11 protein-coding genes and 1 tRNA gene are annotated in these 13,292 nt (G+C 67.8%); 4 read left to right on the top strand and 8 right to left on the bottom strand.

Annotated features, from left to right (window positions below):
• The first annotated feature begins 169 nt into the window (after positions 1-169).
• Positions 170-1,162 carry a 2-dehydropantoate 2-reductase gene (locus tag KW832_RS24960; protein WP_218301873.1) on the top strand — a complete coding sequence of 331 codons (993 nt, stop codon included), beginning with the start codon at positions 170-172 and terminating at the stop codon, positions 1,160-1,162.
• Here KW832_RS24960 and KW832_RS24955 read toward each other — a convergent pair whose 3' ends face one another.
• The gene (locus tag KW832_RS24955; RefSeq protein WP_218301872.1) at positions 1,163-1,654 is read right to left on the bottom strand and encodes an Lrp/AsnC family transcriptional regulator; all 492 of its coding nucleotides are present in this window, start codon (positions 1,652-1,654) and stop codon (positions 1,163-1,165) included.
• Positions 1,655-1,743: 89 nt separating this feature from the next.
• On the opposite strand from KW832_RS24955, the gene KW832_RS24950 reads away from it, so the two are divergent.
• Positions 1,744-2,634, top strand: a complete 891-nt coding sequence (locus tag KW832_RS24950) for an EamA family transporter (protein WP_176886870.1) — start codon at positions 1,744-1,746, stop codon at positions 2,632-2,634.
• Positions 2,635-2,764: 130 nt separating this feature from the next.
• Entirely contained in the window at positions 2,765-2,986 is a 222-nt protein-coding gene (locus KW832_RS24945; protein WP_121420983.1) for a hypothetical protein, read from the top strand.
• A gap of 38 nt (positions 2,987-3,024) precedes the next feature.
• On the opposite strand, the gene KW832_RS24940 is transcribed toward KW832_RS24945, so the two are convergent.
• Positions 3,025-3,852: a hypothetical protein gene (locus KW832_RS24940; protein WP_218301871.1), complete on the bottom strand. Its 828-nt coding sequence runs from the start codon at positions 3,850-3,852 to the stop codon at positions 3,025-3,027.
• Positions 3,853-4,037: 185 nt separating this feature from the next.
• On the opposite strand from KW832_RS24940, the gene KW832_RS24935 reads away from it, so the two are divergent.
• Positions 4,038-4,415, top strand: a complete 378-nt coding sequence (locus KW832_RS24935) for a hypothetical protein (protein ID WP_218301870.1) — start codon at positions 4,038-4,040, stop codon at positions 4,413-4,415.
• Between the two features lie 130 nt (positions 4,416-4,545).
• On the opposite strand, the gene KW832_RS24930 is transcribed toward KW832_RS24935, so the two are convergent.
• From KW832_RS24930 to KW832_RS24905, 6 genes are all read right to left on the bottom strand, one after another.
• Positions 4,546-4,620, bottom strand: a tRNA-Arg gene (locus tag KW832_RS24930).
• A 55-nt stretch (positions 4,621-4,675) separates the two neighbouring features.
• Entirely contained in the window at positions 4,676-9,124 is a 4,449-nt protein-coding gene (locus KW832_RS24925; RefSeq protein WP_218301869.1) for a translocation/assembly module TamB domain-containing protein, read from the bottom strand.
• Positions 9,125-9,138: 14 nt separating this feature from the next.
• Positions 9,139-11,094 (bottom strand): BamA/TamA family outer membrane protein, encoded by a 1,956-nt coding sequence (locus KW832_RS24920; protein ID WP_218301868.1) that lies wholly within the window; start codon positions 11,092-11,094, stop codon positions 9,139-9,141.
• A 133-nt stretch (positions 11,095-11,227) separates the two neighbouring features.
• Positions 11,228-12,415, bottom strand: coding sequence for a VWA domain-containing protein (locus KW832_RS24915; protein WP_218301867.1), 1,188 nt, complete (start codon positions 12,413-12,415; stop codon positions 11,228-11,230).
• 18 nt (positions 12,416-12,433) lie between these two features.
• Positions 12,434-13,036, bottom strand: coding sequence for a GNAT family N-acetyltransferase (locus KW832_RS24910; RefSeq protein WP_218301866.1), 603 nt, complete (start codon positions 13,034-13,036; stop codon positions 12,434-12,436).
• Positions 13,037-13,052: 16 nt separating this feature from the next.
• Positions 13,053-13,289, bottom strand: a complete 237-nt coding sequence (locus tag KW832_RS24905; RefSeq protein ID WP_055401590.1) for a hypothetical protein — start codon at positions 13,287-13,289, stop codon at positions 13,053-13,055.
• Between the last annotated feature and the right edge of the window lie 3 nt (positions 13,290-13,292).

Raw genomic sequence — 13,292 nt, 5'->3', positions numbered from 1 at the left:
CGCTTGATGAATAAGCGCCAGGGGCCAATAAAGCTCAAAATATGAAGGCTGCAGGTGCCTGCAGATACCGTCGCCTCTGCGCCAGGCCCTGTGGGCGTGTCGCCGCACAATGCGCAGGCGCCGCATCCATCGCGGGGCACCGTCTTCCGTTGATCCAGAAAGCATCCGCATGCACTTCATCGTTCTCGGCGCAGGCGCCATTGGTTGTTATGTGGGTGGGCGCCTGGCCGCGCACGGCCAGCCGGTCTGCCTGGTGGGCCGTCCGCATGCGCTGGAGCCCATCGCGTTGCACGGCCTCAAAGTCACGGACCTGGATGGCTTTGAACGCACCGTGCCCGTGTCTGCGCTGCAACTGGCACACACACTGGCCGACGCGGCGCCGGGCCCGGACAGCATCATCCTGCTGTGCGTCAAAAGCGGCGCCACCGAATCCGCTGCGCGCGAACTGGCCGACGCCTGTGCGCCGGGAACGCCCGTCATCTCGCTGCAAAACGGCGTGGACAACGTGGCCCGTGTCACAGCCCGGGCGCTGGGCCTGAGTGTTCTGGCGGGCATGGTGCCTTACAACGTGGTGCTGCGCGGCGCCCAGGTGCACCGTGCCACCGCGGGCCATTTGCAACTGCAGCGTGATGCCGTCACCGAACGCATCGCGCCGGTCTTCAACGCTGCAGGCCTGGCCACCGTGTTGCCCGCCGACATCCGTGCGGTGCAGTGGGGCAAGCTGCTGCTCAACCTCAACAACCCGGTCAATGCGCTGTCCGACCTGCCTCTGCGGCAAGAGCTGCTCGACCGCGACTGCCGCCGCGTCTTTGCTGCCCTGCAAACTGAGGCGCTGCGTGTGATGGCGCGCGCAGGCATCGCACCCGCCCAGGTCACCGCCGTGTCGCCCACGCTGCTGCCCCATGTGCTGCGCCTGCCCAACTGGCTCTTCACCCGGCTGGCAAAACGCATGCTGCAGATCGACGCCAAGGCGCGCTCGTCGATGTGGGACGACCTGGAAGCCGGGCGTGTGACCGAGATTGATGCACTCAGCGGGGCTGTGGTGAGGCTGGCGGCTCAGCAGGGCATGGAGGCGCCGCTGAATGCGCGCATGTGCGAACTGCTGGGCGGCCCGCGCCAGCGCCTCACGGGCGCGCAGATGCGCAGGGCGTTGGGGCTGTAGTCAGGCAGTTGGAAGCGCGTGGTCCAGCGGCACACGCAGCCCGGTCTTCAGGCTGGCCAGTGCGACCGACGTTCTGAACCGCTTGATGTTGTCATCCCCCTCAAACAGCCGCTGCGTCAGCGCCTCGTAGTCGGCCATCGACGCCACGTTCACCACCAGCAGATAGTCCGCCTCGCCCGTCACGCTGTAGCACTGCTGCACCGCGTCTTCGCCGGCAATGCGCGCGCGCAGCGGGGCGGTGCGGTCGGGGCGCTCGTTTTCGAGGTGCACCTCCAGCACGATGGTCAGCGGTTTGCCCACTTTCACAGGGTCCAGCACGGCCACGTTGGCGCGGATCACGCCGCTGTCTTTCAGCCGCTGGATGCGTCGCTGCACAGCGGGTGCCGACAGGTTGACCGCCTGCGCAATCACGCGCTGGGGTGTGGTGTTGTCTGTCTGCAGGATGTCCAGGATGGCGATATCAAAGCGGTCGAGTGCTGGGGTGGCGGGCATGGGGCGCCTCGTGGTGGTGAGCGAAAGTTGCGCGCGGACCCTGAAAATCGAGCAAAAAGCACGCAGGGGTCACACTATATTTTCAACCCATGAGCGCTTCCCTTCTGCACCGTTTTTTCCCATTTCTCGCCGTCCTGGGCTCCGTCACCGCGTTGGGCATTGGTACCTCATGGGCCAAGCACTGGCTGTTTCCGGTGGTGGGGGCGCAGGGCACCACCGCCGTGCGCGTGGGCTTTTCGGCGTTGCTGGTGCTGTTGCTGTGGCGGCCGTGGCGCTGGCATCTGTCGCGTGCCGATGCGCGTGCCGTCATGTTGTACGGCGCAGCGCTGGGGGGCATGAACCTTATGTTCTACATGTCGCTGCGCACCCTGCCGTTTGGGCTGGCGGTGGCCATCGAGTTCTCAGGGCCGCTGGCGGTGGCGATCTGGTCTTCGCGGCGCGCCGTGGATTTTGTGTGGGTGGCGCTGGCCATGGCCGGGTTGGGCATGCTGCTGCCGCTGGGTTTGAACGGCAGCACGCTGGACCCGGTGGGAGTTTTGTATGCCTTGGGCGCGGCGGTGTTCTGGGCGCTGTACATCGTGTTCGGCAAGCGCGCCGGGCACCTGCACGCCGGGCACACGGTGTCGCTGGGCCTCTTGGTGGCGGCGCTGGTGGTGGTGCCGGTGGGCGTGGTACATGCGGGCGCTGCGCTGTTGTCACCCACCGTGCTGCTCATCGGCTTGGCGGTGGCGGCGGTGTCCAGCGCCATTCCGATCTCGCTCGAAATGATGGCCTTGAAGCGCCTGCCCAAGGAGGCCTTCGGCATCATGATCAGCATGGAGCCCGCGGTGGCTGCCGTGCTGGCCTTGATGCTGCTGGGCGAGCACCTGAGCGCCATCCAGTGGTTGGCCATTGGCTGCATCGTGGCGGCGTCCATGGGCAGTGCGATGACTGCTGGTCGGCCCTCTGGCGCCGACCGCGCAGCGCCTCAGGCGGCCTGAAATCGCGCACCGCCTGGGCATGTCCAGACCTCCGGGATGGCCGTCACGCTGACACCCGGCCGTCGGCAAAGGATGACACGCACAGAGCGTGCTCCGTGGCCAGAATGGGTCTATCTCACAGGAGCCGCCCATGATGCGCACTTCGCCGTTGCCACAATCCAAGGTCGCTGAGGCTGAACGCAAGGTCAGCGCCATCCTGGCCGACCTGGAAGAAACGACCCATTCAGAGGTCAAGGACATCGCGTTGGAAGACGTGGTGGAAACCGACGCCGCTAGCGGCCAGCCAGCCGTGCACCAGAGCGTCGACATCACCGTACAGCCGCGCGCGCAGCGCAAGTGGCTCACCAAATAACGCAAAAGCCCGAGGCCCTTGGCTGGGCTGCCAGCCGGTCAACCGGCGGTAGGTCGGCCGCCTTGGCGCAGCTGCAACACCCGCGCAATGAGGTTGGCATACCCTTCGTCTGCCTGCGCCAGCAGCGGCAAACCTGTCTCGCGCACGGCATGGTCCACCGCGTCGGTCCATGCGGTCGTACCAGGCGCCGCCTGTGCGCTGGCCATGGCACCCAGCACCAGTTCTTGCCCCCAGAAGTACACCTGGTCAGCGTGCACGTTGGCCTGCATGCGCTGCACCTCCGCCAGGGTTTGTGGCTCCGCCAGGTACAGCCAGATGTCTGCATACAGGAAGTCAACGGGCGTGCCCTGGGGGTGCCACTGCAGCGCGTCGGCCTGCACCAGCTCTACCTTGCGCGCTGCGGACTCCGGCAGCCCCTCCAGCACGCGGCAACGGCCAAACAGCTCCAGCACATCCCCATCCCGCTCCACCACGGTCACGCGCTCCACAGTGGGCTGCAGCGCGATGTTGGCCGCCACCCAGCCCATGCCCAGGCCCATCACCACCGTGTGGCCCCGCGCATGGCGGCAGGCCAGTTCCTGGCTTTCCACTTCCATCGGCGACAGTGACATCCAGGTTTCCCACCCGCCTGCAGCGCTCTGGCGCATCAGTACCGTCGATCCCGAGGTGACACACGGGCCGCTGTGGTAACCACGGTCCAGCCCCACCCCAGTGCGCTTCATCTGCCACGGCCCCACGGCCCCGTCGGGGTACTGCGGCATGTGCCAGTGCGGGGAAAAAACGGGAATCCCCAGCGCCTGCGCCAGTGCGCTGGCGGAGGGCTGTGGGGCAAAGGGAAGGATGGAGGGGGAAGGGGATGCCGACATGGTTTGATCTTAGATGGGCAAGTGGCGTATTGACTTGAGAAGCTGTGCGTCTGCGTCTGCGTGGGCACCGGGCATTGTCCGACAGCCTCACGGTCTGCAGGATGGCGCACACGGCGCTGAGTGGACCCTAAAAGAGAGGGAGATGAAACCGTTTTGTTTTGTCACCCACTTCCCAGGAGACGCACATGCATCCATCCACACTCCCTCATCCGGCCACCCCACCGGTGGATGAAGACCTGGCCGACCAAGCCCGCCCCGGCTACGGGATCCCATCGCAAGATCCGCGACCTGGCGCCCAGACCGCCCTGGAGCCGGAAGACGCAGAGCGCGAGGCCCATTCCGTGCTGGTGGGCGGCGGCATGATGGCGGGCGCGGCTGCCGGTGCGGCCGTGGGCGTTGCAGTCGCTGGTCCGGTCGGCGTGGTCGTCGGAGGCACCTTGGGCGGCATTGCGGGCGCGCTGGGCGGCGCGGCAGCGGGTACGGCGGTCAATGCCGAAGAAGCTGGTGAGGCAACCAAGGCTACTTCCGACAGCGGCGTGCGCGGAGACGGTTCAAGAAGCTGAGGGCGGCGGGCCTTCGTGTGGCTAAAGACTCCACCGCACACACTGCGAGGAGCCTGTCGCGGAAATGCTTCTATTCTGATAGCTTGCAGCGCTTATCTATCAAGCGATAGAGTCCATTTCACCATGAATTTGGTCCCCTCGACAGGAATCGAACCTGTATCTAGCGCTTAGGAGGCACTCGTTCTATCCATTGAACTACGAGGAGGCAAGACAGCCGAGCATTGTAGTGGTCACGCGCACGCTTTCTGGCGTGCGCAGCCTCAGTCGTACTTCACCGTGTAGATGATGTCCACTGCGCTTTTCTCGCCCGTCTGCCCGCGCAGCGTGAGGCTGCGGGTAAGGTCGTAAAAGATGTAAAGCGTGCCCAGCGTGCCCGACAGACTGCGTTCGTAGGTCACATACAAATCCTTGGACAGGCGTTTGCCGAAGGTGAGGGCGGCGGCGCTGGCGTCTTCGCCTGTGGTGGCGCTGCGAAAGCCGATTTCGTCCAGGCCGATGCGGCTGGCGATGTTGGCGCTGGTGTTGCCGCCGCCACGGCGGCCCAGCAGGGCCAGGGCGGCCTGCTGCATCACGGCGGCTTCGGCGCCGCCGGCGGAGGCGTTGCGGCCCAGGACCACCCACGAGAGTTTTTCGGCATCGGGCAGCTCGGGGTCTGAATAGAGCTTGACGCGCGGCGCCTGGGCGCTGCCGGTGACCTGCACCCCTGCGCGCACGCTAATGTTGGGGCGCAGTGCCAGGATATCGAGCGAGGGGTTGTTGTAGGGGCCGTTGAAGCGGATGAGCCCCGTCTCCACGTCCAGCATCTGGCCCCAGGCGCGGTAGCGGCCTTCGTCGGTGCGCACCTCGCCGGTCACGCGCGGTGGGGCGCCGGGCACGGCGCTGCTGCGGATGTCCACCTCGCCCGTGAGCCGTGTGGTGATGCCCTGACCGCTCAGGGCAAAGTCGCGCCCCAGGTTCAGGGTGATCGCGATGTCGGGGGGCTTGGCGGTTTCGGCCTGCGCCGCCACTTGGTTGGCCTTGGCGGCGGCCTGGGCCTTGGCCTGGTCTTCGCGGTCTTTGGCAGCAGAGCGCACCACCACGTCGGAGCCCAGCGTGGGCGCGGTTTCGTCGGGCAGGATGATGGTGGCGCGGTCGGTGGTGAGCTTGCCGCGCAGGCTGATCTGGCCTTGCTGAAGCTGTGCTTGCAGCTGGCCCGACACGCTGATCTGCCGGTCGGCCCGCACCAGCACCTGTAGCGCTTTGGCCTCGGCCTGCAGTGACATGGTGATGCCTGACAGGCCCGTGGCTGCGGTTGCTGTTGCGGTGGCGCTGTCGCCCCAGCTCACGCGGCCAGTGGCGGTGAGCATGCCGCCGTCTTGCGGTGCGGAAGTGCGGTTGCCGCTGAAGCCCGCAATGCGCGCACCGCTGCCGCGCCCGCCCAGCAGACGGAACTCGGTGATGCTGAGCTGGTTGCCTTGCAGCGTGGCGCGCAGGCGGCCGCCCTGCAGGTCTACACCATCGACCACCGAGCGCACGGCCATGTCGTCGGCGCCCAGCGTGCCGGCCCAGCGCGGCGCATTGCGGGTACCTGACAAGGTGGCGCTGGCGTCCAGCGTGCCGCGCACGCGCCAGCCGGGCGGGGCCAGGGCCGACCACACGCCCACGTCGGGCAGGCGCGCGCGCAGGGTGCCGGCCAGGGGTGCATCGGGCGCCCAGGTGAAGGGCGAAGAGGTGGCTGGCGAAGAGTTGACGGGCGAGGAGGGGCTGGCGCCCGCAGCGGCGGAGGCGCCGGGCGCTCCGGGTGTGAGACGGGTGCTGACGTTGGCCTGCACCTCGCCCGCCCGATCGCTCGCCCAGGCGAGTTGGGCCCGCAGGGCTTCCCCTTCGATCTCGACGGTAACTTCGGCCTGGCGCACACCGGCGGCGGTGCCTGCCCCTGCACCGGATGCAGCAGCTGATGCCGAGGGGCTTGCCGAGGCCTCGGTGGCGATCACCGCCGTGGCGCCTGCGCCCGTGCCCTGGCCACTGCTTTGCACGGCGGTGATGGCGGTGGCGTCGCCCGCCAGGATGCGCAGGTCGCCACTGGCGCGGCGCAGGCTGGCGCTGGCACGCAGGGGGCCTTGGGTGTTGTCCACGTTCCATTGCCCGTCCAGCACGATGCTGGTGGCCAGCCCCACGCGGGCCAGCAGCGGCTGGGCAGGACGGCCTGCGGCGGCCGGGGTGTTGCCCAGACCCAGCGCATCGACCCAGGCCATGGGCAGGCCCTGCACGGTGCCTTGGGTTTGAAGTTGCACAGGGTTCGCTCCGGTGGCCACGCGCAGGGGCTGCCAGCGCAGCACGGCGGTGCCGGGCAGGGGGCCGGTCAGGCGGGCCTGGCCTGCAGTGGCCAACACGGTGTAGCCCGCTGTTGGCGAGCGTGTACCGGTGGTGGCGCGTGCGGTGATAGATACGGGCTCGGCCAGTTGCAGCGTCCAGGGGCCGGGGCGTGCGGTGTCTTGTGCCACCAGCCGCAGTTCGCTGATCTGCACCTGCGCCCCTTGCGTGGGTGTGGTCAGCCCGCCCGTGGCGCGGGTTTGCAGGGCCAGCCGCTGCATCTGCTGGGGCTGGGATGCATTCAGCCGGGCTTCGCCATCCAGCGTCAGCGTGGCCTGCGCCAGGGTGCCCGAGAGGCCGGCCTGCACAGCGCGCAGTTGCACGGCTGTGGAACCGCCGCCCTCATCTTTACCGGGAGGCAGTGACAGGTCCAGCAGCGGGGTGGAGAGCTTGGCTTGCAGCTCGAAGGTGGCTTTGTCCGATGGCGGCGTGCCGCCCGCACGGCTGGCGTTGGGGGATGTGCTGTCGCTGGTGGTTGCGGTGGCGGCTTGCAGTTGCCGGGCCGCTGTCTGCCAGCCACCTTTCCATCGCGCGTTCAGTTGCGCGGCGCCTTTGGCGGTGGCGCCCTGCAAGGCTTCTTGCAAACGGGTGCCCACCAGCGGCAGGCTGGCCAGCCAGCGTTGGGTTTGGTCCACGTCGGTCCATTGGACCTGCAGGTCGCCCGCGCCCTCCTGGGGCGCCATGCTGCCCTGGGCGCGCGCTGTGGCGCCGGGCACGGTCAGCGCAATCTGGCCCTGGCCCGACAGATCGCCGGGGGCCACACGCAGGTTGGTGGCTTCAATGCGGGCCTGCAGGGCGTCCAGCAGCAGGCGTTCCAGCTGCAAGGTGCCGCCGGGCTGGGTGGGTGACGGGGGTTGCCAGCTACCTTGGGTGGTCAGCGTGTTGATGCGCAGCAAGGCGGGGCGGTTGGTGGGGGTTTTGCCGGAGGCGGCGGTGCCGGTGGCGCGGATATCTGCCGTAAAGCGCACCACGTCGCCCTGCATCTGCGCGCCCACGCGGCCCGCCAGCGGGGCGGCTGCCCAGGCGGTGTGCAGGGCGTCTGGGCGCAGGTTGCGCAGTTCAGCCTGGCCCTCCAGCGCGCCGGTGGCGGGGGTGTAGTTGCCCTGCAGGGTGACTGCGCCGGTGCCTGTATTCACAGTGGCCCCGGGCACCGTCCAGCGGGTGCCGTCGTAGTTGGCATCGGCCTGCAGGGTGGTGATGGGCAGGCGGGCCTGGTCCCACGGGCCTGCCAGTTCGTTGCGCAGTTGTGCCTGCAGGGACCAACCAGTGCCGGCCGTTGCTCCGCTCCCGGTGGGCCCGGCCTGCACGGTGCCATGCAGCCGGGTGGTCGGGGCCTGGGGCCACAGAGCTGCCAGGTTGACGGCACGCAGCGTGGCCTGGGCCGATTGCAAGGGCTGTGGGGACCAGGGTGCCAGCGTGGCCTGCAGGTCGGCCTGCATGGGATCTGCGGCGGGTGGTGGCGGTGCTGCTGGTTTGGCGGTGGGTGGTTTGGCTGGGGCAGGGGGTGGCTCCGTGGGCCCGGCCTGGGCGGCGGTGGGGCTGATGCGCGCCTGCAGTTGCAGCTGCGCTGCCGCTGTGGCCAGCGTGCCTTGCAGGGTAGCGTGTGCACCCACCTGCAGGGCGGTGGTGCCGCCGGGCACGGCGGCGCTCACCGTGCCGTCCACAGTGGCGTTCAGCGCCATGGGGGCCTGGGCCTGCAGCGTCAGCCGCGCGGTGTATTGACCCTGGGCCAGCGCCACGCTGGCGATGTTCAGGCGGTGCTCGCGCCCGTCAAAGCGGTAGTCGCCGGCCAGGCCTTGGGCTTCTACGGCCGGGGCGCCCGCCCATTGCAGCTGGTCTGCGCGGAACGGCACGCCGATCTGCAAGGGCAGCACCAGCTGTGTCAGGGGCGTGGGTGGCTCTGCACTGGGCTGGCTGCCCAGTGGCGTGATCTGCACGCGTGCGGCATGCACCTCGCCCAGCTCCAGGCGGCGTTGCAGCAACGGGGCCAGCTGCCAGCCCAGGCGGATGTCGGTCACCTCCACCGACAGGCTGGGGCTGCGCCAGCGCAGCCAGCCAATACGCCCCCCGCTGCGCAGTGATCCGGTGACCTCGCGGCTCTCCAGCTGCTGGTTGGCGGGCAGGTACTGCGCCGCGCGCGCCAGCGCCAGGGCCAGCGACGTGCTGCTGCCTGCCCACCACCACACGGCGGCTGCGGCGGCGATCAGCAGCGCAATCATTGCGACCAACAGCCAGCCCAGTGCACGCAGCACACGGCGGCCACGGCGTGGCGAAGGGTGCTGGCCGCCCTGGTGGTGCGATGCGCCTGCGCTGAAATCGGAGGAGCGTGCGCGGGGTGTCGGGGAGTGGGGGGGCATGGGTGCAGCGCTCATCAGAAGCTGAACCCCAGCCGCAGGTGCAGCCGCACCTCCTTGGTTTTCACGCCATAGGCCAGGTCGGCCTGCAGCGGCCCCACAGGGCTGCGCCAGCGCACGCCAGCGCCAATGCCCACGCGCGGGTCCAGGTCGCCCAGGCGGTCGGCCACAGCGCCAGCATCCACGAACAGCGTGCTCTCCCAGTCGGTCATGGCGCCCTGGTAGACGATGGGGCGCTGCCATTCGACGCTGCCCACGGCCAGGTAGCGGCCGCCGTAGAGCTGGCCGTTGTCGGCGCGGGCGCCGATGCTGCGGTAGCCGTAGCCACGCACCGTGGTGTCGCCCCCGGTCAGGAAGAGTTGGGTGACAGGGATCTGCGCGCCATCGCGCGCCAGCACGGTCCCGCCCTCTGCGCGCAAGGCCACGCGGGCACTGCGGCCCACGCCAGCGGCGTCCTGCACGCGGCCTGCGGGGATGAACGACTGCCAGCGCACCAGGGTGCGCACAAACGGGTCGCGCTCAGGCCGCAGCGTGGTGCCCAGCCCCAGCTCCACGGCGATCCCATGGCCGCGCGTGGGGGCGGTGGCGCTGTTGAAGTAGCGGCCCGTCCAGCCGTAGTTCACGCTCAGGGCCGTGCTGGTGTCGGACGGCGACTGCACGTTGGCGGCAAGCCCCTGGCTGTTGGCGTAGTCGTACTGCAGGAAGTAGTTGCGGTCGATGTTCTTGGTGCTTTTGCTGCGGCCATAGCGCACGCGTCCGCTGTTGACGTCGTAGTCGCCCGTCGCCTCGCGCTGCAGCTGGGCGCCTGCAAACCAGCGCCAGCCGTTGTTGTTGGGCAGGTCGGTCCATTCGCTGCTGGCGTGTTTGGTCTCGCGGTCCAGCGAGAGCTTGCTCACCGCGCGCCAACCGATGACGGGCAACTGGTTGTGGATGTGCTCCAGCGACAGGCGCGCGCCGCTGTCCGTCGAGAAGCCGGGGCCGAACACCAGCTTTTGCATCGGTGCCTCACGCACCTGGGCCACTACGGGCGCGGCCTGTGGGTCAGCGCCCTCGGTGTCGAGCGTGAGAAATACCGAATCGTAGTAACCGCTGCTGGCCAGCCGCAGCTGGGCGTCGAGCAGTTCGGCCTCGTTATACACCGCGCCTGTGGGCAGGCGTGCCAGGCGCCGGGCGCCGTCGGGGTCGTAGCGCTGGCTGCCCTCTACCCGTAGCGGCCCGAAGCGGTAGGGCGGGCCGGGCTCGTAGGTCACGCTGAGCTTTGCCGCGTGTTGGTCGGCATCGATCTCGGCCCGGCTGCTGGCGATGCGGGCGGTGGGGTGCCGGCGCGCCTGCAGCTGGCGCAGGCCGTCGTTTTTGGCCGAGTCCCAGGCAGACTGGGTGAACGGCCGGCCCGGCTGCAGGGACCAGTTGCGCTGCACGCGCTGCTGCTGGCGGATGCTGGCGCTGGTACCGGTTTCTTCTGTTGGTCGCTCCGCGCTGGAGCTGTCCGTGCCGCCCGTGTCGCCCGTGAAGTCGATGTCCGCGCTGGCAATGCGGGTCTGCGGGCCGGGCTGCACCGTGACCACCACCGTGCGCGGGGCGGCCTTGCTGTCGGGCGTTTCGGTCAGCTCCACCGTGATGGTGGGTGCAAAGTAGCCCATCGTGCCCAACAGTTCGCGGGCGTTGGCATCGGCTGCGCCCAGCAGGCGCTGCAGCTCGTTGGCGTGGAGATCGGGCAGGTGGCGAAAGCGCTGCAGCTCCAGGTGGCGCTCCAGCGTCTCGCGCACGTTGGCGGGGGCGTTGACCTGAACGGCGAAAGAGGGCGTGCCCGATTCGGCAATGGCCGGGGTGGGCGCCGAGCCTGTGCTCTCGCTATCCTCATCGCGCGGCAGCAGGCTGCAGCCCTGCAGGCACAGCGCGCTGAAAAGCAGCAACGCCGACCATGGGGCCGGCGTTGAGAAAAGGGCAGTGGGGCGCAGGACGCGAAAAGGCACGGCAGGAGAAGGTGGTTTGGGTGATTGGGGCTGGCTGCAAAACCGGCCCACCGCCACTATGCACCGAAAATCAGCCCGGTCGTGTCAGACAGTTCCGCGCGATGGGCTCCAAAGCGCTGGGGCCCCATCTCGCCTACTTCGACAGCAGCCGCATGGTCTCTTCCAGCCCCTTGAGCGACAGCGGGTACATGCGGTTGCTCACCAGTTGCTGAACGATGCTGATGCTCTGGCGGTACTGCCATACGCCCTGGGGCTCGGGGTTGATCCACGCAAACTTGGGGAAGGCGTGCGTGAGGCGCTGAATCCACTCGGCGCCCGCTTCCTCGTTGTTGTATTCCACACTGCCGCCAGGCTGCAGGATTTCGTAGGGGCTCATGGTCGCGTCGCCCACAAAGATCAGCTTGTAGTCCTTGTTGTACTTGCGGATGATGTCCAGGGTCGGAAACTTCTCGGCAAAGCGGCGGCGGTTGTTCTTCCACATGAAGTCGTACACGCAGTTGTGGAAGTAATAGAACTCCAGGTGCTTGAACTCGCTCTTGACCGCGCTGAACAGCTCTTCCACCCGCTGGATGTGCTCGTCCATGGTGCCGCCCACGTCCATCAGCAGCAGCACCTTCACGTTGTTGTGACGCTCGGGCACCATCTTGATGTCCAGGTAACCTGCGTTGGCGGCCGTGCTGCGGATGGTGTCGGGCAGGTCCAGCTCCAGCTCGTGCCCTTCGCGCGCAAACTTGCGCAGGCGGCGCAGTGCCACCTTGATGTTGCGCGTGCCCAGCTCCTGCTGGTCGTCGTAATCCTTGTAAGCGCGCTGCTCCCACACCTTCACCGCGCTCTTGTTCTTGCCCGCGCCACCAATGCGCACGCCCTGCGGGTTGTAGCCGCCGTGGCCGAACGGGCTGGTGCCGCCCGTGCCGATCCACTTGCTGCCGCCTTCGTGGCGTTCCTTTTGTTCTTCGAGGCGCTTCTTCAGCGTCTCCATCAGCTCGTCCCAGCCCATCTTCTCGATGGCGGCCTTTTGCTCGGGCGTGAGCTCGTTTTCCAGGATCTTGCGCAGCCAGTCGGCCGGGATCTCCTTGGTGAAGTCGGCCACCATCTCCACGCCCTTGAAGTAGGCGCCGAAGGCCCGGTCAAACTTGTCGTAGTGCTTCTCGTCCTTGACCAGCGTGAGGCGCGAGAGGTTGTAGAAGTCGTCCAGGCTCCATGCGTCATCCGACTTGGGGCCCACCACACCGGCCTGCAGGGCTTCGAGCAGGGTGAGGTATTCCTTGACCGACACGGGCAACTTGGCCGAGCGCAGGGTGTAGAAGAAGTCGATCAGCATGAATTTGGCCTCCAGCGCTTATTTGGTAAGCGTTCGACGCTCTAAAAGATATAGCAACTGCGCCTTGGCCTCAGGCCACTCGCCTGAGCGCATGCTGTACATCACCGTGTCGCGAATGGTGCCGTCGCGGCGCAGCGCGTGGCCGCGCAGCACACCGTCCTTCTTGGCGCCCAGGCGCTTGATGGCGCGCTGCGACGCAAAGTTGTAGTTGTCGGTGCGCCAGCCCACCACATGGCAGCCCAGCGTGTCGAAGGCGTGACCCATCATCAAGAGCTTGGCGGTGGTGTTGACGTGGGTGCGCTGCACACTTTGGCAGTACCAGGTCCAGCCGATCTCCACGCGTTTCACAGCGGGCACGATGTCGTGGTAGCTGGTGGAGCCGAGCACCTTGCCCGTCGCGTCATCCACCACCGCAAAGGCAAAGCGGTTCCCGTCTTCGCGCATCTTCAAGGCGGCTTCGATGTACGCGCGGGTGTCTTGGGGCTCGGGTACCGAGGTGATGCGCAGCTTCCACAGCTCGCCATCGGCCGCAGCGGCGGCCAAGCCGTGTTCGTGGGAGAGCGCCAGGGGCTCCAGGCGGATGCCTCGGTCGCGCAGGGTGACTGGTTCTACAAAAGCCATGGGTCTTTTCTCTTCGTCAATCCTTGGAGGGCTTGTTGCGCCGACTGGTCTGCCAGCGCCGCGCAGCGTGCAGGCCCAGGCCGCCGCCCAGTCCCACCAGGGCAATGCCCACCAGGGCCGGGGTGCCGTAGCCTGGCGCAAAGATGTCCATGCCCAGCCACTGACCCAGCCAGAAACCGGCGAGTGCGCCGCCAACAAAACCAATGGCGTCGGCAATGCCGTCTGCCAGCGAAGGGGTAGGGTGTTGGGACATTGC

This window comes from Acidovorax sp. sif0632, assembly GCF_019218805.1.
Lineage (GTDB): Bacteria > Pseudomonadota > Gammaproteobacteria > Burkholderiales > Burkholderiaceae_C > Acidovorax > Acidovorax facilis.
This window is presented reverse-complemented; position numbering and strand designations above follow the sequence as displayed.

Bases quoted from the DNA above. Each gene is read 5' to 3' on its own strand.
- KW832_RS24960 (WP_218301873.1), top strand. From the start codon at position 170: ATGCACTTCATCGTTCTCGGCGCAGGCGCCATTGGTTGTTATGTGGGT.
- KW832_RS24955 (WP_218301872.1), bottom strand. From the start codon at position 1,654: ATGCCCGCCACCCCAGCACTCGACCGCTTTGATATCGCCATCCTGGAC.
- KW832_RS24950 (WP_176886870.1), top strand. From the start codon at position 1,744: ATGAGCGCTTCCCTTCTGCACCGTTTTTTCCCATTTCTCGCCGTCCTG.
- KW832_RS24945 (WP_121420983.1), top strand. From the start codon at position 2,765: ATGATGCGCACTTCGCCGTTGCCACAATCCAAGGTCGCTGAGGCTGAA.
- KW832_RS24940 (WP_218301871.1), bottom strand. From the start codon at position 3,852: ATGTCGGCATCCCCTTCCCCCTCCATCCTTCCCTTTGCCCCACAGCCC.
- KW832_RS24935 (WP_218301870.1), top strand. From the start codon at position 4,038: ATGCATCCATCCACACTCCCTCATCCGGCCACCCCACCGGTGGATGAA.
- KW832_RS24925 (WP_218301869.1), bottom strand. From the start codon at position 9,124: ATGCCCCCCCACTCCCCGACACCCCGCGCACGCTCCTCCGATTTCAGC.
- KW832_RS24915 (WP_218301867.1), bottom strand. From the start codon at position 12,415: ATGCTGATCGACTTCTTCTACACCCTGCGCTCGGCCAAGTTGCCCGTG.
- KW832_RS24910 (WP_218301866.1), bottom strand. From the start codon at position 13,036: ATGGCTTTTGTAGAACCAGTCACCCTGCGCGACCGAGGCATCCGCCTG.
- KW832_RS24905 (WP_055401590.1), bottom strand. From the start codon at position 13,289: ATGTCCCAACACCCTACCCCTTCGCTGGCAGACGGCATTGCCGACGCC.